Raw genomic sequence first — 23,647 nt, 5'->3', positions numbered from 1 at the left:
TTTAGTTGCAGTTAGAGTTTAAAGTGTTAATCCATTCTTCAATTAATTCTGCACCTTCCTTATGAACAAAAGAACGCGCTAAAAGTGGCATTCTGTCTGAGGGTTCTACAGAACTTATTCTATAATATAATACCGAATTTCTTGCATCTCCAGATTCTACAATATGACCTAAGTCAAAACCAAGATCTGTATCTGCTTCTACACAAACACCTAAATTTGTTGGGTTGTGTGTATCAGAAAAATCAAATCGTAAGGGTCTGTATGCGCAATGTGTTTCTTCGGAATGACAATGAGCACAGTTAACATCTACGTATGCTCTTACACGTAGCTCTAATGTTTCATCACTATCGTTATAGTTTGGTAATTTGTCTATAATATTAGGCAATGTATTTTCTAAGTAACCAAGATCTACTAATTTATCTAATTGATTTGAAGAACCATCGCTATAGTTGTAACTTAAATTTAAGTTTCTTGGTTTTGGACCTATAGGTTTAGGTGTTTCTAATACTTTATGGCAGGTATGGCATTCTGGGCCAGATGGAATTCTGTATTGAACAGATTGTACCTCATTGTCTAGCAGCCATTGTACATCTATTGTGCTTCCATCCATGTCTAAAATGGCTTCAGTTTGCGCTGTGTTCCATTTATAATTTGCAAAAATCCAACCTTCTTGTTTTTTAATCATTAATCGCGTCTCAATAATCTGAGTGTTGTTCTCGGGCAAAACGTTGTTGTAATAAAAGTTTTTGATTAAAATAGCGCCAACCGGAAACTGTAAATTTTGATCATCAGCGATATAAGATGCTTTGCTGTTATTAGGCATCCATAAAAAACGCTTTTTTTGAGCGTAATTACTAAATAAAGATGAATTTAAAGTATATGGAATAACACCAGGTGAAGGCTCAAGGTTTTTTAATTCATTTAGAAAAAATTGATATTCTGAAAGAGATTGATAAGGCATATTCTCCAAATCGAAATGAACGATAGAAGGGTTATCAATTGGAGATAAACCATCGTCTTTTTCGCAAGAGCATACTAACAATACAATAAGCAATAAGAAATAGTAATTTTTTTTCATTCGCTGTTGTTTACAACATTAATGAGACAGTTGAATATATAAATATCCTACCATTAAAAGTGTAAATAGAAACTAAACCTAAGCTTTTTCTAGCGAATTTTTAATTATTAAATCAAAAAATTGAAAATTAAGTACTAATTAAAGGTTTATTTAAACACATTATATTTCAGAAGAAAGAAACGGTTTAAAACTTTAAATCTAAGATATTTATTAAATCTAAAATAGAGATAAATTAAATACATAGGTGCAAAAAAAGCGACGATCTTACTTTTGCTATACAGTAATGGTTTTAGTTTTACTAAGTACCTAAAATATTTTTCGGGTGTCATTAAAAAACTAATAATACTTTTTACCGGACTTTTAATTTTTGGTGGTCGGTAGGTAATACCGACTTTGTTGTCTCCAACATTTTGATAAAAACCATGACTTAACGTTTTTAAGAACTTAATTTTCTTAGTTTTTTGAAGCAAGCCTACTTTTAATGCCATTTTAGAAATAGCATCTTGCATTTCTTCTTGACTATAACATAAAGGCTCTAAGGTTGGTAAAAGTGTTTTATGAAGCTTTAGCATCTCTTCCTGATGTGCCTTTATATGATTGTCATACAGCCATTTTTCTTCTGGTTTATGATATTCAAAAGAATAGTTGTCTGCATTTAATCTATAACCTAACGCACTTCCATGGTCAGCAGCTGAGAATTGCTCGTATAACTGCATGTTTGCCATTAAAATACGATCATTATAGTCAACAAATGGAAGTAATGAAAAGTTTAAACCATAACGTTTAGTACCTGGTTGAATATCATAAATCTCTCCAAGTCCGAGATAATATCCTGTTACTGGAATTTTACCTTCAAAAAACTTATAAATAGATTCTTGCATCGTTCCGCCCCAACCAATATCTACAAGTGCAATTCCGTTAGTTCCTATATCAGAATTAAAAGAATTGATATACGCGTTAAAAGCTTCATGACTTTCTTTTCTATGGGTATTATAATATGTAATGAAGGTTTCGTTTAGTTTTAAATTTTCAAAACATGAAGACTTAAAAAACTGTTCAATAACATTTTTCCCGTCAAGTTTTAATTCAGAAATAATTTGAGCGGTTAAGTCTTCCGGGCAATTAATTGTAAACAGAAAATCCTCTAACGAAAGGTTGTAATATTTCTTTCTTAAATATCCAAAATCTTCAACTTCAAGTTCTTTTAGCGCTATTTGAAGTGATGCTTGTCTCGATATTTTTAAGTAATGGGTATTTATTTTTTTACTTTCATCTAGCAACGTATAGTCTTGGTAAGAATCAAAAAGTTTTTTAAGATATTGTCCTTCTCGTGATAGAAAGAATAAGTCTTTTAAATTTTGCTTTTTAGCAGTTTCATACATTCGTTCAACAAACGTATGATAATGCATTATATATTCCGTGTAAGGAATTGACGCACTGTTTTGGGCTTTTTTGTAAACCTTATTTACAATGTTATTTAGACGTTTTTTATCGTTGCCAAAGTTGTTACGTTTATTCTTTTTTAGATATTTTTTATGTGGAAGTTGATAAGCGTTAAGTCCATTTTTAACCGCATTAGTATAATCACTTCTTAAATTGTCACCAATCATCATTACCTCATTGGCATCAATAGATAATTCTGATAATATAGGTTCGTAGATTGTTCCTTTGTGTTTACTTTTTTCTAATTCTGCTGAACTGTAAACATGGTCAAACAAATCTAAAATGCCATGATGGGACAATAGCTTTTCAAATAAAGTTTTAGAACCATAAAAATCTGAAACCAATATTACTTTACCACCATTAGATTTAAAATACTTCAATGTATCTAAAACATCTTGATTTAAATACTGTACACTAGATTCTGCCCTAACATCTGCAGCTTCAAAAAGCGATAGAAATTCCTCTTTTTCATGTATAGAAATAATATCTGCATTAATTAAACGCTTACAAATTTCGTTTTGTAAGGCCTTGTACGGAATTTCAACATCTTCAAGACTAAGTTTTTTTATTAAATATTTTACTGATGCCTGTCTAGTAAAGTAAAGCTCATCTATAGAGGCAGACAATCCCATCTCCTTAATCATAAGTTTCGCCCAAATACGCTGTGTGTAATTTGGATGTACTTTTCTATGTAGGATAGTATCGTAATAATCCGTAAAAAGAAACTTTATTTTCTTTTCTTTGAGTTGTTTATGAAGTGGTTTAAGTGACAATGACCCTGTTTTAATTAATAGCTAGTTAATATTACCCTTTTACTTTTTCTTCTGTTTTAGTTGGCAACACTTCGTATCCCATATTGTAAAGTGTAAATCCATAGATATCTGCATACTGTTCAATAATTTTGCTAACAGGTGTGCCCGCACCATGACCAGCATCGGTTTCAATTCTTATAAGAGTTGGGTTGTTTCCTGCTTGTTTACTTTGTAATTCTGCAGCAAATTTAAAACTGTGTGCTGGTACTACACGATCGTCATGATCTCCTGTAGTTACCATTGTTGCCGGATATTTTACACCTTCTTTTACATTATGTACTGGTGAATAGCCCTTGAGATAGTCAAACATTTCTTTGCTGTCTTCAGCAGTTCCATAATCATAAGCCCAACCTGCTCCTGCAGTAAATGTGTGATAACGAAGCATATCTAAAACACCTACAGCTGGCAATGCAACTTTCATTAAATCTGGACGCTGTGTCATTGTAGCGCCAACTAATAAGCCACCATTTGAGCCTCCTCTAATTGCCAAATAATCTGAAGACGTATAATTTTCTGAAATTAAATATTCAGCTGCTGCTATAAAATCATCAAACACATTTTGTTTTTGAAGTTTAGTACCTGCATCATGCCAAGCTTTTCCATATTCTCCACCACCTCTTAAATTAGGCACTGCATAGATACCACCTTGTTCCATCCAAACGGCATTAGCAATACTAAAGCTTGGAGTTAAGCTCACATTAAATCCACCATAACCATAAAGAATGGTTGGGTTTTTACCATTAAGTTCAAGGCCTTTTTTATGTGTTATAATCATTGGTACTTTTGTACCATCCTTAGACTTATAAAAAATCTGTTTGCTCGTGTAATTTTCCGGATTAAAATCGATGTCTGGTTTTCTGAACAATTCTGAAGTCCCTTTTTCAATATTATATTTGTAAATGCTTCCAGGCGTTACATAGTTTGTAAACGAATAATATAGCTCTGCATCTTTTTTCTTTGCTCCAAATCCTCCAGCACTTCCTACACCAGGTAATTCTATTTCTCTGACTAATTTACCATCGTAATCATATTGCAATACTTTAGAAACTGCATTAACCATATAATTTGCAAAAAAGTAACCACCACCAGTTGAGGGACTTAATACGTTTTCGGTTTCAGGAATAAAATCTACCCAATTTTCTGGTGTTGGATTAGACGCATCAACAGTAACTATTTTTTCATTTGGAGCTCCTAAGTTTGTCATTATATAAAGTTTAGAACCTACATTTTCAATAATATTAGTATCTGAATCTGTGTGCCCTAAAATTTCAATTAATGGTGCATTTGTTTTGGTTAAGTCTTTTATATAGAGTTTATTTCCAGAAGTTGAAACACGAGGAGAAATCACTAAATAATGATCATCCTCAGTTACACCACCATAAATATATCTGTGTTTTTCTTCAGGTGTACCACCAAAAATTAATTGATCTTTTGATTGTTTTGTTCCAAGCTTATGGTAGTAAACTTTGTGCTGATCTGTTTTTGCAGATAACGCACTACCAATAGGTTTGTCGTAACTAGAGTAGTAAAAGCCTTCGTTTTTATACCAAGACATACCACTAAATTTTATATCAACTAAAGTATCTTCAATGATTTCTTTAGTTTCTGTATTCATTATTAAAACCTTACGCCAATCACTTCCACCTTCAGAAATAGCATAAGCCAATGTTTTTCCGTCTTTAGAAAAACTTGTACCTCCTAAAGATATTGTACCATCTTCTTTAAAGGTGTTTGGGTCTAAAAATACTTCTGCTGTACTAGGATCTGCGTTGGTTTTATATCTATAAATAACATATTGGTTTTGTAAACCATCATTTTTGTAGAAATAAGTATAATCTCCTTCTTTAAAAGGTGAGCCAATTTTTTCGTAATTCCATAGCTTGGTAAGTCTTTCTTTTAGCTCTTCTCGATAAGGAATATTGTCTAAGTAACCAAAAGTCACACTATTTTGAGCTTTTACCCAATCCTCAGTTTCTTTACTCTTATCGTCTTCTAACCAGCGATAAGGATCTACAATGGCTTCTCCAAATAAAGTATCAACAACATTTACGTTATTAGTCTCAGGATAATCTATAGAAATTGGTTTCACGTTTTCGGTTTCGTTTTTACATGAAACAACAGTACATAGTGCTAAAGCAACTAGGAGTAATTTTTTCATAAATTAGGTTTTATTGAAATAAATGGTTCATTATTTCAAATATAATATTTTCGTCTTCAGGTTAGGGCCTAAAGACGAAAATATTAAAGGTAAAAGGGGAGTGCAATATAAAAACAATTATAACAAAGTAATTAAATAATTAGTTGAAACACACGAATTTATCGCTATTTTGAGTTTCAATTAATTAATAACCTTTCTTATACTAATTCATTCTTTACAAGAAATTCTGCTATCTGTACAGTGTTTGTAGCAGCTCCTTTTCTAAGGTTGTCACTAACAACCCACAGATTAAGGGCATTTGGTTGAGAGCCATCACGTCTAATTCGTCCAACAAAGACATCATCTTTTCCATGAGCATACATTGGCATTGGGTATGTATTTGTTTCTAAATTATCTTGAACAGTTATACCATCTGTATCATTTAGAAGTGCTCTAACGTCAGCAACATCGTACTCGTTTTCAAACTCTACATTTATAGCTTCACTATGTCCACCAGCCGTTGGTATTCTTACCGCAGTTGCAGTAACAGCGATTGAACGATCACCTAATATTTTTTGAGTTTCATTAACCAATTTCATTTCTTCTTTGGTGTAACCATTATCTTCAAAAACATCACAATGTGGAATTGCGTTTTTATGAATAGGATAAGGGTAAGCCATATCGCCTTCTTTTCCTACGATTTCATTTTCCATTTGCTCAACCGCTTTTACACCAGTTCCTGAAACAGATTGATATGTAGAAACAATGATTCGTTTAATTTTATATTTTGAATGTAATGGTGCTAATGCCATTACCATTTGAATAGTAGAACAGTTTGGGTTAGCAATAATTTTGTCTGCTTTAGTTAACTCCGTTGCATTAATTTCTGGAACCACCAATTTTTTGGTTTGGTCCATTCTCCAAGCAGAAGAATTATCAATAACAGTTGTACCAACTTCGGCAAATTTAGGAGCCCATTCTAATGATGTAGATCCACCTGCAGAAAACAATGCAATATCTGGTTTTGCCTCAATAGCAGAAGGAATACTAATTACAGAGATATCTTTTCCTTTGAATTTTATTTTTTTACCTACTGAACGCTCAGAAGCGACTAATAATAATTCATCTACAGGGAAATTACGTTCTTCTAAAACGTTAAGCATTACATTTCCTACTAAGCCTGTTGCACCTACGATAGCTACTTTCATTTGTATTTATTTATTGTTAATAAGAGATTCACGTATTATTCGCAATTTTACCATCTTTAATGGCAAGAATGATTTTAATAAGTGAGATTTACGAATTTAATAATTGTTGTTTTTCAAAGGTCTCAAAATTAGAGTATTTCTTCAAGTAACACCTTGTAAATAGTCTTAAAAATGTGATAAAAATAAGGCGTTTAAATTATTGGTTTAGCAATAAAAAGTCTAAAAACAGAAAAACCCAGACTTTTTAGTCTGGGTTTAATTAAAAAATATGAGTGTAGCGATGACGCTATACGTCTTTTATTTTTTTAATGAATCTCTGATTTCTTTTAAGATGTCAAGCTCAGAAGGTCCTGCTGGAGCTGGCTCTTCAACTGGTGCTTTAGTTTTGTTATATGCCTTAACAATAAAGAACATAACTAAACCTACAATTAATAAGTTGATGATTGTATTGATCCAACTTCCCCACATTATTGCGTTTTCAGGAGTTGTAACTGCACCTGCAGCATCAACGATTGCCTCATCTAAAATGATTTTCTTATCTGCGAAGTCCATACCACCAGAAAAGTGACCTACAACTGGCATAACGATGTTGTTTACAAATCCTGTAACAACGCCTCCAATTGCACCAGCCATGATAACAGCAACTGCAAATTCTACAACGTTGCCTGTCATGATAAAATTCTTAAATTCTTTTAACATAATTTAATGTTTTTTAATAGTTAGTTAATGTGTTAGTTGAGACACAAAGTTAGCAGAAAAAGTCACAACATGTTAAAAAAATGTAAAATTACCTTAAAAAAATACGTTTAACACGCTGAGAAACAGAGGTTATAATTTCGTAAGAAATGGTTTTTGCAGAATTAGATAAGCTGCTTGCTTTATAGTCTGCGTTAAAAATTATAACTTCATCACCTTCTTTACAATCTATGTTGGTAACATTAACCATTATCATGTCCATACAGACATTTCCTAAAATTGGAGCTTCTTTGTTGTTAATAATTACATAGCCATTTTCATTACCATAAATTCGATTAATGCCATCTGCATGGCCAATTGGTATGGTTGCTGTACGTTCTGTACCAATAGAAGTGTAAGCTCTGTTGTAACCTACGGTTTCATCTTTTTCAATACTATGAATTTGAGAAATTACGGATTTTAAACTCGCAATAGGTTTAAGTTTTTTGTCTTCTTCTGCAGAATTGCCAAAACCATATAGTCCTATACCAGATCTTACCATATCTAAATGGGCTTCAGTATAATTAATAATGCCAGAGGTATTACATAAATGCAACCAAGGTGTTAAGCCAGATGTTTTTTCAAATAAATTTGCGATAGTTTTAAACCTGTTAATTTGAAGCGTTGTAAAGTCTGCTTCTTTGGGATCCTCACTTGCAGCCAAGTGAGAAAATAAAGAAGTTGCTTTTATGGATACTGTTTTTTTGAGTTTAGCTACGATTGTTTCAATATCACTCTCTTTAAACCCAAGGCGATTTAAACCTGTATTAAATTTTAAGTGAATTGGATAATTACTTTGAGCTTGTGCTTCTGCCACTTTAATAAATTCATCTAAAACATGTGTACTATAAATGCTAGGCTCTAAACAACGCTCAATAAGCGTTCTAAAATTTATAGATTGTGGATGAAGCACTAATATTGGCGTCTCAATACCTGCATCTCTAAGTGCAACACCTTCCTTTACATAAGCCACGGCAAAATAATCTACGTTTAGTTTTTCAAGGTGTTTTGCTACTTCTACGGAATCGCTTCCATAAGCAAATGCTTTTACTACAGCTAAAAATTTGGTTTGCGGCTGTAGTTTAGACTTTAAGTATTTGAAGTTATGAGTAAGCGCACTTAAATCAATTTCAAGAACAGTTTCTAAGGCTTTAGACATCTTTTATTTGGTCTTTAGAATCTATTTCTTCGGCATCATTTACTTTAAGTTGTCTAAGTTTATCGCGTTGCATACTTTTATAGTAAGCTGCTCTACTTAAAGGTTCATATTCGTCTACTTCGCCAAGTAAAACTAAATCATCACTTAATGCTTTTCTGTAGCTGTATTGTGCTAAATTCCCTGTTTTAGTACAAACCGCATGTACTTTAGTAACATACTCTGCAGTTGCCATAAGATTTGGCATTGGACCAAAAGGATTCCCCTTAAAATCCATATCTAAACCAGCGACAATAACTCTAATGCCTTTATTGGCTAAATCATTACAAATTCTAACAATTTCATCATCAAAAAATTGAGCTTCGTCAATACCAACCACATCACAGCCGTCTGCTAAAATAGGAATATTAGCAGCAGCAGGTACAGGTGTTGAGCGTATTTCATTGGCATCATGAGAAACCACCATTTCTTCATCATAACGCACATCTACAGCAGGTTTAAAAATTTCAACCTTTTGTTTTGCAAATTGTGCGCGCTTAAGTCGTCTAATTAATTCTTCGGTCTTGCCAGAGAACATCGATCCGCAGATGACTTCAATCCACCCAAATTGTTCTTTCTGATTTACTGTATTTTCGAGAAACATTTTGTAATTTTAGCACTAAATCGAAGTGCGTCTTCGATTTTTATAAAGGTCTCGCAAATTTATTAAAAATCAAAAGTAAAACTTACGAAAAGATGAAAAAGAAATTAGAATCAGAATTAGTTAGCATTGCACATAGGATTCTAAAATTAAAAGGAAGAGAGGATGTAGATCAATTGCATGCGGAAGTTTCTCAGCTTTATGAAAAGTTAACGGTTTTAAAATTTGCTCAAGAAAATTTTGAAGAGAATATGCCAACCATTGGTAACGACTCTTCGTTTTTTGACATGTTAGATACCGCTTTTAATAATAAGGTAAGTGATAATATAGAAGTTGAAGACAGAACCTATGTTAATGTAGATGAGGTTGAAGATGATGGCATTATGGAACCTGTGATGACCAAAATAAAGGATATGTTTGAACATATGCCAAAAGAATCTGAACCTGAAGATGCACTATTAGAAAAAGCGTTACCAAATGATATAAAAACGTCAACATCTGTTGAATTTGAAAACATTACTTCTGGTTTTGAAGAAATCCCAGAATTTGAACCCATTGAAGACGCTAAAAAACGAGAGGCAGATTCTGCTAAGAAATCATTAAATGATAAGTTAAAAGGGAAACGACTTAATATTGGTCTCAATGATAAGTTGGCATTTATTAAACATTTGTTTGATGGTAAAAATGAAGATTATGATCGTGTGATTTCTCAGATTAACACGATGCATTCTTTAGATGAAACAAAACAATTAATATTAGATATGGTTAAACCAGACTATAATAATTGGGCAGGAAAAGAGGAATTTGAAACGCGTTTTATGGAGTTGGTAGAAGGGAAATTTAGTTAACAAATTTATTAGATGAGCAAACTCTACCTTGTCCCAACACCAATAGGAAATTTAAAAGACATTACTTTTAGAGCTGTTGAGGTTCTAAAAGACGTGGATTTAATTTTGGCTGAAGACACCAGAACTTCAGGGAAACTTTTAAAGCATTTTGAAATCACTACACAGATGCAAAGCCATCATATGCACAATGAGCATAAAACGGTTAATCATTTAATTGAAAAATTAAAAGCTGGTTTAACCATTGCAGTTATTAGTGATGCTGGCACACCAGCTATTTCAGATCCTGGATTTTTATTAGTAAGAGCATGCGTTGAAAACAATATTGAAGTAGATTGTTTGCCGGGTGCAACAGCTTTTGTACCAGCTTTAGTAAATAGTGGTTTACCCAATGATAAGTTTGTTTTTGAAGGATTTCTGCCGGTTAAAAAAGGGAGGCAAACACGTTTTTTACTACTCGCTGAAGAAACCAGAACCATGATTTTTTACGAAAGTCCACACAAGTTGGTGAAGACCTTAGGGCATTTCTGTGAATATTTTGGAGAAGACCGACCAGTTTCTGTGTCTAGAGAAATAACTAAACTTTACGAAGAGACTATACGAGGAACGGCAAAAGAAGTTTTAGAACATTACACTAACAAACCGCCAAAAGGTGAAATAGTTATAATTGTAGGAGGAAAAAGCAAATAATATGATTTTAAACGAATTTATAAATAAATTGAAGTCTAATTTAGAGTCAACGGATTTTTCTGAAACAATGACAGTAATAGAAGAAAATTATGTGTTTACACCAAGTGCTTTTACTAATGGAACACTAGAAAATGACGAAGGTCAAAACTCAGGTTCTTGTAAGTTATTTGCTTTTGCAAAAGACCAGAATTTAACCAAAAAAGAAACCTTGGCTTGTTTTGGAAGTTATTATTTTGAAGATGTTTTAAAAGAACCAAACGGAACAGGACACCAAAACATTAGAAATTTCATGATTTCAGGTTTTGAAGGCTTAAGCTTTAAACAATTCCCACTAAAAAAGAAGTAATTCGTTGTCATCCTGAATTTATTTCAGGATCTAATTAAATTTATTTCCTTTGGAAGATTTACTTCATAACATAAGCCAATGCACTATTTGCAAAGCACATTTACCATTAGGTCCAAGACCAGTTGCTACCGCTCATATTAAATCTAAAATTGTAATAATTGGCCAAGCACCTGGAACAAAAGTTCACAATTCCGGAATTCCTTGGGATGACCAAAGTGGGAAAAAATTAAGACAATGGCTTAATGTCACAGACGAGCAATTCTACAACACAGAAAATTTTGCCATTATACCTATGGGATTTTGCTATCCTGGAAAAGGAAAAACAGGAGATTTACCACCAAGACCAGAATGTGCTCCACAATGGCATACGCCATTATTAGAAAAAATGCCAAATGTTGAGTTAATTATTTTAATTGGCGCTTATGCACAGAAGTATTATTTAAAAGATAAAAAAAACTTGACAGAGCGTGTTGGCGATTACAAGGACTATTTGCCCAAATATTTTCCGATTCCGCATCCATCGCCTACGAATCGTTTTTGGCGAAGTAAGAATCCTTGGTTTGAGGAGTTGGTTGTGGATGAGTTGCAGAAGAAGATAGAAGAATTATTGAAGCGGTAAAGAATTTTGACTTATCCAGTTATTGGGAATAATGCATAATATACTAGTCTTTATATTTCTTTTTTACGTTTTTCTTTGATAGTAGATTGAAGAACCTTTCCACAGGAATCTTACTAAAAAAATTACCTAATGCTTCAATCTTCTGATTAGGTGTATCTCTTAGTTCACGAACCATTATAAGAACCCATATTAGAAATATTACGAAACAGACACTAATTATTAAGGTTATAAATACGATTGTGAATTTAAATATTTCCATTGATAGTTTATTTAAGCTAAATTATAACACATGTTTACAATTAACTATGATTTCGTTTGCAAGGTACTATTGACACTATTAAAAAAAAAGGACAGTAAAAACATGGAATTAAATATCTGTTAAACAGTTGTTTGTGTGGTTTTGGTTCAAATAATTTTTAAAGATGAATCGAATGGTGGTTGATTTTTTTAAAATAAAAAGGGGACAATTTTACCATATTGTAAAACTGTCCCTTTTGTGTGTGGCATAATTAAATAAACCTCACTATTTCTAGTAAGGTTTTAATCTAATTTATTTAAAAGCGAAGCACTTTAAACGTTTATCAATTTAGATTCCTGCCTTCGCAGGAGTGACAAAGTTATTTAGTCAGCAATCTGTAATTCATTCCCAGAAATCCAAGTTTTGTTCTCGTCACCATAATACAAATAAACAGTACTTGCAGGTGCTTGGTAATTGCCAGCAATATCTGCTTTTAGATCTAGTCTTATATTTTTGGTTTCTGAGGCTCTAAATTCTCGCCAGTAAAACACTAAATAGTTGTCAAAAACTTCGTAGTATGCTGCTTTATGTTCTTCTAATAGCTTTTTTAGTTGCCAAGGTTGTGCCGTTGTACCAGATGGAATCCCAATAATAGCTGTTGTCATAGCGAGTGGTTCTGCTTTTGTGTTGGTCACGTTAATTGAGAAACTTACATTGTCACCAACCGCATAATCGTTTTCCAAGATTGTAGTTTTAAGTTGTAAAGGACATTGGTCAGAACTGTTAGGTAATGTACTGTCCCAAGTAAGGTTTATACTGTATGGAAATTCGGTTTTAGGATTGTTAAATTTAACAGCTATGTTTTGTTTACCAGTTGAAAAATAATGTTCAATATTTCGGATAGTAATTTTTCCATCTGTTGTTATTTCTAGTTTTCTTTTTATTGATTTTCCATTAATCAATAAGGTAATGCTATCATTTTCATTGATCATTTTTTGATTTTGCATCTTGGTATAATTAATTAGTGCTTTTAAGGCCATTGCAGTGGCTTGTGTAGAGCCAAAACGGTTATACTGTCTTTGCTTAACCAAATAATCAATACCTTTTGTAATTAAAATGTCTGCCGTTGTAGCTTCTCGCATCAATGCTAATAAAGTTAGCGCTGTGGTTTCAATATTTTTTGAGTTGCCATAAGATCTTGTAATGGTATTTTCTACAGGCAATTTTTCAAAGCCATTATTTTCTATATTGTTTTTAATTTTTTCAATTAAGACTTGAGCATTTTCAGTTTTATTGAGGTTATAACTCGTCATAGCCAATAATGCCATTTTATAGGTGTCATTACTTTTAATAGCATCATTGAAAGCTGTTGTATATTCTAAAGAAAGATCTGCTTCGATTTTTACTTCGCTTAATGCGTAAATGATATACGCATTTGCAACATCAGATGGTGAACTCGCAAAACTATCATAACCCTTTTCACTTTTCTTAAATCCACCTTTTCCGTCTTTTCTGCTAAGTAACCATTGTACAGTTCTATCAATCATTTTTTGATCTACATCTTTGTAAATGGCTTTCATTTCTGTGAATTCTAAAATACCATAAGCGGTTAATGTTTCGTGAGGAGGTGTGTTTCCAAACCATTCAAAACCACCTTCCGAGGTTTCAAAACTGATGAGTCGTTTGTATCCTTTTTTGATAAAATCTAAAGCTTTTGCTTCAATTTCTGGATTACTTTTTCCTGATTCTTTCAAATATTTTAATACCATAATATTAGGATATGTAGATGAAGATGTTTGTTCAAAACAGCCATGAGGCTCGCGAATTAATGCTTCTATACCATTCATTACATCACCAATCACATCAGTATAAATATTAAATTCTGCAGAGAGCGAGTTTTCAACCACATGATTAAGTTGAAACTCAAAACTTTGAGATTTTGAATCAGATAAAGATAATTCTGTTGGAAAGTAAGGACTTAAAATGGTGGCTTGTTTTTTTACCACATCTTTATAATTTTCAGACATTGTTCTTATGGCAATCTCAATAGCTTCACCTTTTTCAATAGGAATAACTTTAATGATTTTTGTAACAGCACTATGGCTTTTAATAGTTACGCTATCTTTAAAAGATTCTACTAATTTTAAATGTTTAGGAAGTATAATTTCTAGTTTAGTTTCTAGTGTTTTTTCGGTGTCATTAGAAATGGTAATTGGTAATGAAATGATGTCATTTAAAACCATATAATTTGGTGCTTTAAAATCTACATTCAACATTTTTTTGGTCGCATATAATTTATCTTGTTTACCAACAAGTCCATTGAATCCAATACCTTCAGCTGTAATTTTAAAAGATGTAATGGCATCAGAATTATAAAACTCTAGTTCAGCCAAACCTTCAGCATTTGTTTGTACAACTGGATTCCAATATATGGTTTGCCTAAAGTCTGTACGTTCTTCAGGTAGTGCTGTGCCTTCGTATTTTGGCATGTAAAAGGTGTTTGGCGTATGGGTGTATATTGTATTGAAATTATAGAATTGATGCACTGCGTAGTTATTATATTTATGGTTGTTTAATCTCTTTTTACGACCATAACTTAGCCCATCTTTTGTGGAAATAACGATGACTCCATAAGCGCCTCTACTGCCATATAACGAGGTTGCTGCAGCATCTTTTAAAACTGTAACGGAAGAAACTTGGTTAGAATCTAAATCTGCAAAAACCGACTCCTCATAAGGAACGCCATCAATAACAATTAATGGTTCATTGTTTCCCGATAGTGAGCCGAAACCTCTTATTCTCACTGTCGGTGAATTTCCTGGTTGACCACTTCCATTTACTATATTTACACCAGCAATCTTACCTGATAATACATTAATGACAGAACTATTAGTGTCAATTTGTTCAGCATTGACATGTGCAATAGCACCAGATAATTGGCTCCTTTTCATTGTACCATAACCAACGACCACTACTTCATCTAGACTACTATCATCTTGTTCTAAACCAATATGCGCTATTGCTTTTTGTTTTATAGGTTTCTTTAATAATTTTTCGTTTTTTATAAAAGCTTTAAAACCATCCTTGTTTTCTGTGTTATTATTTTCAGTTTCATTGCCGTAATTGCCTTTTTTTAGAGTTGTTTTTTTTATGACTAAGCTTTCTCCATTGTCTTTATAAGCTAATAAAGTTAGACTCCGGTTTTTCTGATATTTAAAATTGAAAGACCCATCTTCTGCAGTTTTAAAAACGAGTACCTTAGTTCCATTATCATCAAAAAGTAATAAATTGGCAGCTGTTGGTTTTCCTTTTTTGTTAAGTACAATGCCAGATTGAATAGCGCTTTGTTCGGGTAAAAATTCGGCATTGTCTAAAGTGATTTTTGGTTGATCAATATACGTTCGCCAACCATGAGTTAATATTAAATAATCTAAAGCTTTCTTCGATTTTACTTCATTAGGATTGAGGTAAAAATCAGGATTATGTATCTTTCCTTTTAATTCTGAAGACAATAGTAGATAAGACAAAATATGATCTTGTTTATCATCTGCAAATGAGAGTAACTTATGATCTGCAATGGCTAGAGATAAGTTTGCAGGAATTGGCTTATTGTTACTATCATAGGTTTTAATAATAAGCTTAGCTTTTTCTCTCGTATTGTAAGTTTCTTTATCTAAAGTAAGATCAATGTGCAATTGCTTGTGCGAATTGATGAACACCAAGCGTTCTGCAAAGATGCTATTAAACTCGTTTTTAATGCTGAATTTTGTAATTCCTATTGGAAAATCTTCAGTGTTTAAAACCAGATTTTGATGGTTAGAAATTTTCTTCTTTGTAAGCAAACCATTGGCATTAGAAACTTCAAGAAATAAATTTGTAGAATAGGTTGAGAATAGATGAACCTGAGTTAAAAGACTATCTGTAATTACAGAAAACCGTACACCATTGTCATGAATTTTTGGAAGTGGAATTAATTCTTCAGAGACAAATGGTTCTGTGAGTTGAGCAAAATATGTTGTGCTTTTTTTAGGATTAAAATTAAAACTTCCCATACCATCGTGAAAACTTTCAAAATTTGAAACTACAACATTATTCTCGTCTAATATATTTCCTTTTACATCTACAGGTTTTCCAAATTCATTAAGTGCTTTAAAAGCAACTTTGTTTAAAGTACCTGCTATTATTTTTCCACTTTCAGGTAAAAATTGTAAGTCTAAGGTATTTAGAACAACGGGTACAGCTCTAGAGATAGATTCTGTTGTGCCTTTATAATCAACTAATACATTTAAAACAACATCTGAGGATTCTAAATTTTCAGGTAGCGTAAACGTTGGTTTAAGTTGCCCTTTTTGGTCTGTAATGTCAGATTTGGTAATTATTATTTTTCCTTTTACACTAACTGTGTATGTAATGTTAGTATGAGCTAGAGGATTATTTTTTAAATCTTTTACTTCAAAATTAGAGATAACCTTAGCCGATTTCCCATAGCCTTCTTTTTCAAATTTTAAACGCATCAGGAGATTCGGTTTTACAACTTTTTGTACTGTAATTTTTTTAGTAAAAAAGGCATCGTCGCCAAAATTATTCATCCAGTTGGTGTAACATTTAAGCGTGTAGATTCCACCAACCCAATTTTTATCAATATCAAAGTCGCCATAGGCATAACCTTGGTTTATGCTTAATATTAATGATTTTACAACCGCACCTTTTGGCGAAATAAGTTCTGCATGCATAATATCACTTAAGGTTGAAATGGTATGATCTGTGCCAACCACATAAGACTTAAACCAAATGGTTTCACTTGGGAAGTAGAAGGGTCTATCGGTTTGTGTATAGATTTTTTCTAATGGATTATTAATGGCTTTGTAAGCTTTAAATGATAAAAAGGATATACCAATGCAAACTATTAATGTTAGAATTTTGATATGTTGTTTTATATATTTCATCGTTACTATATTTTAAGTTTTGCTCTAAACCCAACTTCAGAAATTATAGGTGTATTAAAAAAGTTGAGGTTATTGCCAGAGTTAGTATCAAAAAGACTTGAAAACGGCGTAGCGCCTTTATATTTGGTTATCGTGAATAAATTTGTAGCATACAATCCGACTTCAAATTGTCTAAAAAAGGAATCATATTCTTTTACGAAATCATAAGAAAGTTCGATTGTTTTAATGTTGAAAAAACTAGCGTCTTCTATAGCTGTTTCTGCAACACCATCAAATCCATACCTTACAAAACGGTTGTTTTCAATACCATTTGCTGCATTATAAAAATCTACCGTTGTTGTGTTAGGTGTACCTTGCTCTGTAATACCGTTAAAAATATAGTTTGTGATGGATCTTTGGTCTGCAGACTGTTGAGATACACCAAAATAGTTGAGCACGTTTTGTGTGCCATTCCAAACATCACCTCCTTTTTGGTAGTTGAATACTAGATTTAATTTTAGTTTTTTCCAGTGTAATGCGTTAGAAAATCCGAGTGTGAAATCTGGTGTAGGATCACCAATAATTTGTTGTTCAGCATCAACAATAGGATAACCATTAGCATCAATAACAATATTATTTTGTTCGTCTCTTTGGTATGCTGTGCCTACAATTACACCTGCAGATTCGCCAACAATTAGGTTTTTTGAAACGGAATTAAAACCATCGATAGGAACTCGTGTTTGTGTATCATATAATTTTTTTACTTCCGTGTTATTTGTAAAAAATCGTAGTCTAGGAATCCACTTTAATTCATCGAAATATTTATAAAATTCAAGATTGAATTCAAAACCTTTATTACTAATATCAGCAATGTTTTTAAGCGAAAAATTGTTATTTTCCAAAACAGGAAACACACTACCTTCTGTTAGAGAGCCAAAGTAACTGGCTTCAAAATCCCAGTTGATACCCAAAGCGTAGAACCCAATTTCGGCATTAAATGCATAATCGTGGTTATTTTCTAGTTCTATACTTTTATTTGTAAACAGGTCTGTATTGCTGGTATAAGTTAAACTTTCAGAAGGCGATAACCCTAAACTATTGTGGCTTTGATTAGTGTAGAATAAAGGTAATCCGCTAACATCAAAAGCACTGCTTGCGCTTAAATAGATGTATCGAAAATCATAAATATGAATAAGGTCTAATACATCTACGCTTAAAATAGATGTTGGTAAAAACAACTTATTTCCTTGTATTGATGATACATAAGAATCATTACTAAAACTCAACTTAGTACCATGAGAATGCGAAAATTCTACAAATTGTTTCAGTCTTAAAATATTTTGAAAAAGCGAATTGTTTACTTCGGTTGTGTTACTTGGATTTGAAAATGAAAATTCACTAAATCCTTCAGATTCTTTAAATTGATACTTAAGATTTTGATGGCTATAGGTTGTAACAGAATTTAGATTTAGGTTAAATTCTCCTAGATCTATCTCGTAATCTAGTAATAGAGTTGCGTTAAATGTGTTTCTATTAATATGTTTTTTACTTAAATAGCCGTTTTCAAAACCTATTGTGTTAGCAACAGCTCCAAAGCTTTGTTCGTTCTTGGTAGTTTTATAATTTATATGACTTCGAATTTTGAAATTATCACTAGGCTCAATTTCATTTTGAAGACTAATTACATATAAATCATTATCATCGTAATTCTTATGATTATTAAAAAGCCATTCAGGATTATTATAACTTGAAGGACTAAAACTTCGTTGGGTATTGTTTGGCAACAAACTGCCTTGATAATTGCTAAAACTTGTAGGTGTTACCAAAGCGTTTAAAAGCAGATTATTGGTAAAACCATTGATGTTTGGTTGGTTATTATTGCGTTTTCCATATTTAACAAAAGTGTCCCAGTTTAGTTTACCTGTTCTGTGCTTTGTAGTTTTAAAGCTTAACATTAGCTCATCTGTTTTGGTACGTTGACGTCCAAAAATGTCTTTAGAAATTTTGTTAGTGTAGTTAAGATTGGTACTCCAATTTTCAGACTCTACATTAAGGTTTAAATTTTGAGATCTTTTTATAGCTGTATTAAAAACAGAGTTCTTATAAGATTTCGCTTTTTGGCCATTTCCGTTACCTAAAGCAACCAATTGTCCATTTGAATCAAAATTGTAGTTAGAACCGTCAAATTCTAGTTGTGCTAATTCCGGACCATAAGAAAAATAGTTGCCAGTTTCTGGTCCTAAGAAAGTAAATTCGCCATTTTGCGTTGCACCTTGACTAAATTTTGTTTGTAAGTCAGGTAAGTTATTATCCTTTACAAATTGAAAACTTAAAGCAGAGTTTAAAGCAATTTCAAAATATATATCAGGATTAAAATAGGTTAGATTAACAGCATTAGGTTTTATATCAATAGCCTTAATACGCAACAAGGAATTATAGATGTTTTTTGTATTGTAACTGTATTTAGTGTCTTCAATATTGGGTGTTTTTAATTCGTCCTTTTTAATGCCACTTACTGCATTGGCATAAGCATCACTGTTTATCGGTCTAATAGGTATTCTAGTAACATAAACGGTGTTTTTTGCACCAAACATACTGGCTGTTACCTTAATTTCTCTTGGCGTCATACCTATGTAATTTACAACTAGAATATCGCCAACTAAACATGAAATACTGTAATTACCATCAAAGTCAGTTGTAACACCATTAGTCGTTCCTTTAACAATAATTGATGCGCCTGGTAATGGTAATCCATCGTCTTCCGTAGTTAAAGTACCAGTAACAATACCTTCTTGAGCAATGCTAAAAAGTGGTAATAATAAGAGAATAAATAAAATTTTAATGGCTGTATTATACATGAGTAAGCGCGTTGGTTTACTCAAATGTATGTTTGAAGATGATATTTAGAAATACAGAATGAGTGAACTTGCCATTTCAATGAGTAAAGTGTACTCAATAGAAAACCTTGCTTTTACATCATATGAAGAAGCAAGGTTTTAATAACTTTTAAAGTGTATTAATATAATCTAATACTGAGAACCATTATGCTTACCAACCTCAAAGCCATGTTTGCCTAAATATTTGTCACCACTTTCAACAGCACCTTCTTCAATATTAGTTCCCATAGAATCATTCCATCGGTTGAGGTAGCCAAATAGTGAAATAACACCCAACATTTCAACAATTTCACCTTCGTCCCAATGTTGGTACAAACGCTCTTTTATTTCAGCATTAACAGCATTTGGTACTTGACTTGCAGCTAAACTAAAATCTAATGCAGCACGTTCTGCTTCAGAAAAAGCAGCATGTGTTCGGTATTCCCAAATATTATCTAATTGTTCTTGCTCTGCACCATAACGTTCTGCTGCTCTAATAGCATGGGCTTGGCAGTATCTGCAACCTGTCGCATTACTGCTTACCCAAGCAATCATTCGTTTTAAGGCTGAGGTCACTTTACCTTCATTTGCCATTACAGCTTTATTTAAATTAATAAATGCTTTACTTATTGCAGGTCTGCGTTGCATGGTTAATACAGAATTAGGGCAAAAGCCAAGGGTTTCGTTAAAGAATTCTGCTAATTCTTTTGTTTCTAAATCGTGCTCTGCAGACAAAGGAGTTACTAGTGCCATAGTTATTTTTTTAGTAGTATTTTTGAATGAACAAGATAAGAGTTCTAATTTTTAAACTAAAAGAAAATGGCCGATAAAATAACAACACACTGGAGAGGAAACATGACGTTTGAATCTGATAACCCAAGATGGCCTTCTATAATGATGGATGCGTCTGAAGAGTTTGGTGGTACAGGTTCTGGTATGGCACCAAAAGCTATGATGTTATCTTCTTTAGCAGGTTGCTCAGGTTTAGACGTAGTATCTACTTTAAATAAAATGAAAGTAGAAATTGATGATTTTAAAATGGAAGTTTCTGGCGATTTAACAGATGAGCATCCTAAAATATACCATACAGTGAAAGTAGATTATCATTTTTATGGTTCAGATTTAAATGAAAAAAAGTGCGAACGTGCCGTGAATTTATCCGTTGAAAAATACTGTGGTGTAATGGAAATGTTTAGACAATTTGCAACGGTAAAGACTGAAATACATTTTCATAACAAATAATGAAGCCTATCATAGATTGCTTTAGATAGTCTTTATTTATAATTAAACGATGCGTATTATGATAACACAACTTAACAAAATAAGCCATATTTTAGTTGTATGTATTTTTCTGTTTATGGGTTGCTCATCAGATAATAATACATCTAACGGAACTGACGATGAACAAGGTATGACGGATGATGATCCTAATGATGATGATCCTTCAGACCTTTATGAGCGTTTTGTGTTTAATGAAGATTTAGTTATAGAACACAGTTGGGATACTGGTGGTTGTGATAGTCCGCCTTGCAGTACAAATCAAGATGATTTAGACACCGTTTTTGACAACGCACTTCCTGATGAACCTTATTTTTACATGGAAGATGATGAGGAGGAATTAAACTTAGTTTGCCAATTAGACAAAGGACGTCGTGCCGAGCTTAAACAAATTACAGAAGGGCCTTTAACATCTTATTCTAAAATGGAATTTGAAGGGATTTATTACAACATTCCTTCAGAAGGTATGACGATTGCGCAAGTACATAACAGAGGAGGTAATTCTAATAAACCCTTTTTTAGATTAGAATTACATAACGATAAACTTGAAACCGTAATCCGTAAAGATCCAGAAGTAAGTTCTAGTGAGACCACGTTTAGTAAGGTTGATTTTCCATTTGTAAATAATGGCAATTATTCGCAATTTCCTCTTAATGTGACGTTAGAAAAAAACAATGGCATAGTTAGTATTATGGTTAAGCAAGATGAAGCGGTTCTTATAGACGAGGATTTTGAAGCCGACCCAACAACTGATTGGGTAAATGATACAGGTATTTCTAATGGCTATTATTTAAAAGCAGGTCTCTATAATGCTGCAACTACACATACAGAAAATATTACCTTAGGTTATACTAACTTTCTGTTTGAAAGTGATGATGACTAAACACTAAAATTCTCTAATAATAATGCGTTGGACGTTAAAACCAAAACCTGAAGCTGTAAAAGTTTCTGAAATGAAAAAAGCACTTGGTGTTGATGATGTTGTTGCAACTTTACTATTGCAACGTGGCATTGATACGTTTGAAGCAGCCAAAACATTTTTTAGGCCAAGTTTTAGTGATTTACATGATCCATATTTAATGAAAGATATGGACGTTGCCGTTGCTCGTATTGAAAAAGCCATTGACGCAGGAGAAAACATAATGGTTTATGGCGATTATGATGTAGATGGAACAACCTCTGTAGCCTTAATGTCTTCCTATTTAAAAACAAGAATTGATTCTGTTGCCACCTACATTCCTGATCGTTATGACGAAGGTTATGGAGTGTCTTATAAAGGTATTGATTTTGCAGACGATAACGATTTTACATTAATTATAGCATTAGATTGTGGTGTAAAAGCCATAGATAAAGTGGCTTATGCCAAAGAAAAAGGGATTGATTTTATTATCTGTGATCATCATAGACCAGGAGATAAAATTCCAGATGCAGTAGCAGTTTTAGACCCAAAACGAGACGACTGTGAATATCCTTTTAAAGAATTATGTGGCTGTGGAGTCGGTTTTAAATTAATAACGGCTTTAGCAGCAAACCAAGGACAAACCGCAGAAGATTTAGTTGAGTATTTAGATTTGGTTGCTACAGCAATTGGTGCAGATATTGTACCTATTGTAGATGAAAATAGAGCATTGGCCTATCTTGGCCTACAGGTTATAAACACCAACCCTAGACCAGGAATGAAAGCTATTATTGCTGAAGTTAAAAAGGATATTTTAACCATTACAGATGTCGTTTTCATCATTGCACCAAGAATAAATGCAGCCGGTAGAATGAAACATGGCAACCATGCTGTAACATTGTTAACAGAAACAGATTTTAATTTAGCAGCAGAATATGCTGTAGATATAGACCAATTTAATACAGATAGAAGAGAAACCGATAAGCGCATTACGCAAGAAGCTTTAGTTCAAATTGAAGAAAATAACGAACAAGAAGGCTTTACAACCGCAGTTTATGACGAAACTTGGCATAAAGGTGTCATTGGTATTGTAGCTTCGCGCTTAATAGAAACGTATTACAGACCAACTTTAGTTTTTACAAAAAGTGGCGATAAATTAGCAGCTTCTGCACGTTCTGTAAAAGGATTTGATGTTTACAATGCATTAGAAGCATGTTCAGAACATATAGAACAATTTGGAGGTCATAAATATGCAGCAGGCTTAACCTTACTGCCAGAAAATTACGAAGCCTTTAAAGCAAAGTTTGAAAGTGTTGTAAAAGAAACTATAGACCCAAAACTACTAACACCAGAACTCAAAGTTGATTTAGAAATAGAATTAGGAGAAATCAATGATAAATTGATGCGTATCTTAAAGCAATTTGCACCATATGGACCAGGTAATATGTCGCCAACCTTTATGTCGCAAAACCTAAAAGATACAGGTTGGGGAAAATGTGTTGGAGAAGATGATAAGCATATTAGGCTAACTGTTACGCAATCTTTTAATGATAAGATGGTTTGTATTGGATTTGGTTTAGGCGACAAAATAGATATTATAAAAACTAAAAGGCCATTCAGCGCAGCGTATTCTATTGACGAAAATCACTGGAATGGTAATGTGAGTTTACAATTAAAGTTGAAGGATATTAAAGCCTAAGAAATTCGTTTAAGGCTTTTCAAG

17 protein-coding genes are annotated in these 23,647 nt (G+C 32.7%); 7 read left to right on the top strand and 10 right to left on the bottom strand.

The genetic code is table 11. The features are described 5' to 3' along the window. Position 1: 1 nt before the first annotated feature. The 7 genes from ACJBCC_RS03740 to ACJBCC_RS03710 form a co-directional block, all read right to left on the bottom strand. On the bottom strand, positions 2-1,078 hold the full coding sequence (locus ACJBCC_RS03740) for a hypothetical protein (RefSeq protein ID WP_299098315.1): 1,077 nt from the start codon (positions 1,076-1,078) through the stop codon (positions 2-4). Between the two features lie 146 nt (positions 1,079-1,224). After that, complete coding sequence (locus ACJBCC_RS03735; protein ID WP_407556423.1) at positions 1,225-3,294, bottom strand: HAD family hydrolase; 2,070 nt, start codon at positions 3,292-3,294, stop codon at positions 1,225-1,227. Between the two features lie 31 nt (positions 3,295-3,325). After that, a complete protein-coding gene (locus ACJBCC_RS03730; protein WP_299098317.1) occupies positions 3,326-5,491 on the bottom strand; it encodes a prolyl oligopeptidase family protein in 2,166 nt (721 codons plus the stop codon). 197 nt (positions 5,492-5,688) lie between these two features. Next, complete coding sequence (locus ACJBCC_RS03725) at positions 5,689-6,678, bottom strand: aspartate-semialdehyde dehydrogenase (protein WP_299098318.1); 990 nt, start codon at positions 6,676-6,678, stop codon at positions 5,689-5,691. A 297-nt stretch (positions 6,679-6,975) separates the two neighbouring features. Beyond that, positions 6,976-7,377 carry a large conductance mechanosensitive channel protein MscL gene (gene mscL / locus ACJBCC_RS03720; RefSeq protein WP_299098319.1) on the bottom strand — a complete coding sequence of 134 codons (402 nt, stop codon included), beginning with the start codon at positions 7,375-7,377 and terminating at the stop codon, positions 6,976-6,978. Positions 7,378-7,465: 88 nt separating this feature from the next. Continuing rightward, a complete protein-coding gene (alr, locus tag ACJBCC_RS03715; protein ID WP_407556422.1) occupies positions 7,466-8,572 on the bottom strand; it encodes an alanine racemase in 1,107 nt (368 codons plus the stop codon). Further along, positions 8,565-9,212 (bottom strand): thymidine kinase, encoded by a 648-nt coding sequence (locus ACJBCC_RS03710; RefSeq protein WP_407556421.1) that lies wholly within the window; start codon positions 9,210-9,212, stop codon positions 8,565-8,567. The genes alr and ACJBCC_RS03710 overlap by 8 nt, the downstream gene beginning before the upstream one ends. A 92-nt stretch (positions 9,213-9,304) precedes the next feature. Between ACJBCC_RS03710 and ACJBCC_RS03705 the strand changes: the two genes are divergently transcribed. The 4 genes from ACJBCC_RS03705 to ACJBCC_RS03690 are packed head-to-tail and all read left to right on the top strand — an operon-like array spanning position 9,305 to position 11,709. Further along, complete coding sequence (locus ACJBCC_RS03705) at positions 9,305-10,057, top strand: hypothetical protein (protein WP_299098322.1); 753 nt, start codon at positions 9,305-9,307, stop codon at positions 10,055-10,057. Positions 10,058-10,069: 12 nt separating this feature from the next. Then, positions 10,070-10,744, top strand: a complete 675-nt coding sequence (gene rsmI / locus ACJBCC_RS03700; protein WP_299098323.1) for a 16S rRNA (cytidine(1402)-2'-O)-methyltransferase — start codon at positions 10,070-10,072, stop codon at positions 10,742-10,744. Position 10,745: 1 nt separating this feature from the next. After that, on the top strand, positions 10,746-11,090 hold the full coding sequence (locus tag ACJBCC_RS03695) for a HopJ type III effector protein (RefSeq protein ID WP_407556420.1): 345 nt from the start codon (positions 10,746-10,748) through the stop codon (positions 11,088-11,090). Between the two features lie 49 nt (positions 11,091-11,139). Next, the gene (locus tag ACJBCC_RS03690; protein WP_299098325.1) at positions 11,140-11,709 is read left to right on the top strand and encodes a uracil-DNA glycosylase family protein; all 570 of its coding nucleotides are present in this window, start codon (positions 11,140-11,142) and stop codon (positions 11,707-11,709) included. A 621-nt stretch (positions 11,710-12,330) separates the two neighbouring features. Here the strand turns inward: ACJBCC_RS03690 and ACJBCC_RS03685 are convergent. From ACJBCC_RS03685 to ACJBCC_RS03675, 3 genes are all read right to left on the bottom strand, one after another. Further along, positions 12,331-16,893: a TonB-dependent receptor plug domain-containing protein gene (locus tag ACJBCC_RS03685; protein ID WP_407556419.1), complete on the bottom strand. Its 4,563-nt coding sequence runs from the start codon at positions 16,891-16,893 to the stop codon at positions 12,331-12,333. Between the two features lie 5 nt (positions 16,894-16,898). Beyond that, on the bottom strand, positions 16,899-19,754 hold the full coding sequence (locus tag ACJBCC_RS03680; RefSeq protein ID WP_407556418.1) for a carboxypeptidase-like regulatory domain-containing protein: 2,856 nt from the start codon (positions 19,752-19,754) through the stop codon (positions 16,899-16,901). 144 nt (positions 19,755-19,898) lie between these two features. Then, positions 19,899-20,501 (bottom strand): carboxymuconolactone decarboxylase family protein, encoded by a 603-nt coding sequence (locus tag ACJBCC_RS03675; RefSeq protein ID WP_299098328.1) that lies wholly within the window; start codon positions 20,499-20,501, stop codon positions 19,899-19,901. Between the two features lie 66 nt (positions 20,502-20,567). On the opposite strand from ACJBCC_RS03675, the gene ACJBCC_RS03670 reads away from it, so the two are divergent. From ACJBCC_RS03670 to recJ, 3 genes are read left to right on the top strand one after another with little or no spacing between them, the layout of a single operon-like run. Then, positions 20,568-20,990: an OsmC family protein gene (locus ACJBCC_RS03670; RefSeq protein ID WP_299098329.1), complete on the top strand. Its 423-nt coding sequence runs from the start codon at positions 20,568-20,570 to the stop codon at positions 20,988-20,990. A gap of 58 nt (positions 20,991-21,048) precedes the next feature. Continuing rightward, positions 21,049-21,909, top strand: a complete 861-nt coding sequence (locus ACJBCC_RS03665; RefSeq protein WP_299098330.1) for a polysaccharide lyase family 7 protein — start codon at positions 21,049-21,051, stop codon at positions 21,907-21,909. Between the two features lie 22 nt (positions 21,910-21,931). Beyond that, complete coding sequence (gene recJ, locus ACJBCC_RS03660) at positions 21,932-23,623, top strand: single-stranded-DNA-specific exonuclease RecJ (protein WP_407556417.1); 1,692 nt, start codon at positions 21,932-21,934, stop codon at positions 23,621-23,623. The last annotated feature ends 24 nt before the right edge of the window (positions 23,624-23,647 follow it).

It is taken from the genome of Winogradskyella sp. 4-2091 (assembly GCF_045765065.1).
GTDB lineage: Bacteria > Bacteroidota > Bacteroidia > Flavobacteriales > Flavobacteriaceae > Winogradskyella.
Note: the sequence above shows the minus strand (reverse complement) of the source record. Positions and strands in the feature narration are given on the sequence as shown.

What these genes read in the sequence shown, in the direction of transcription:
- ACJBCC_RS03710 (WP_407556421.1), bottom strand. Translation starts at nt 9,212, where the DNA reads ATGTTTCTCGAAAATACAGTAAATCAGAAAGAACAATTTGGGTGGATT.
- alr (WP_407556422.1), bottom strand. Translation starts at nt 8,572, where the DNA reads ATGTCTAAAGCCTTAGAAACTGTTCTTGAAATTGATTTAAGTGCGCTT.
- ACJBCC_RS03705 (WP_299098322.1), top strand. Translation starts at nt 9,305, where the DNA reads ATGAAAAAGAAATTAGAATCAGAATTAGTTAGCATTGCACATAGGATT.
- recJ (WP_407556417.1), top strand. Translation starts at nt 21,932, where the DNA reads ATGCGTTGGACGTTAAAACCAAAACCTGAAGCTGTAAAAGTTTCTGAA.
- ACJBCC_RS03675 (WP_299098328.1), bottom strand. Translation starts at nt 20,501, where the DNA reads ATGGCACTAGTAACTCCTTTGTCTGCAGAGCACGATTTAGAAACAAAA.
- ACJBCC_RS03665 (WP_299098330.1), top strand. Translation starts at nt 21,049, where the DNA reads ATGATAACACAACTTAACAAAATAAGCCATATTTTAGTTGTATGTATT.
- rsmI (WP_299098323.1), top strand. Translation starts at nt 10,070, where the DNA reads ATGAGCAAACTCTACCTTGTCCCAACACCAATAGGAAATTTAAAAGAC.
- ACJBCC_RS03685 (WP_407556419.1), bottom strand. Translation starts at nt 16,893, where the DNA reads ATGAAATATATAAAACAACATATCAAAATTCTAACATTAATAGTTTGC.
- ACJBCC_RS03740 (WP_299098315.1), bottom strand. Translation starts at nt 1,078, where the DNA reads ATGAAAAAAAATTACTATTTCTTATTGCTTATTGTATTGTTAGTATGC.
- mscL (WP_299098319.1), bottom strand. Translation starts at nt 7,377, where the DNA reads ATGTTAAAAGAATTTAAGAATTTTATCATGACAGGCAACGTTGTAGAA.
- ACJBCC_RS03725 (WP_299098318.1), bottom strand. Translation starts at nt 6,678, where the DNA reads ATGAAAGTAGCTATCGTAGGTGCAACAGGCTTAGTAGGAAATGTAATG.
- ACJBCC_RS03695 (WP_407556420.1), top strand. Translation starts at nt 10,746, where the DNA reads ATGATTTTAAACGAATTTATAAATAAATTGAAGTCTAATTTAGAGTCA.
- ACJBCC_RS03670 (WP_299098329.1), top strand. Translation starts at nt 20,568, where the DNA reads ATGGCCGATAAAATAACAACACACTGGAGAGGAAACATGACGTTTGAA.
- ACJBCC_RS03730 (WP_299098317.1), bottom strand. Translation starts at nt 5,491, where the DNA reads ATGAAAAAATTACTCCTAGTTGCTTTAGCACTATGTACTGTTGTTTCA.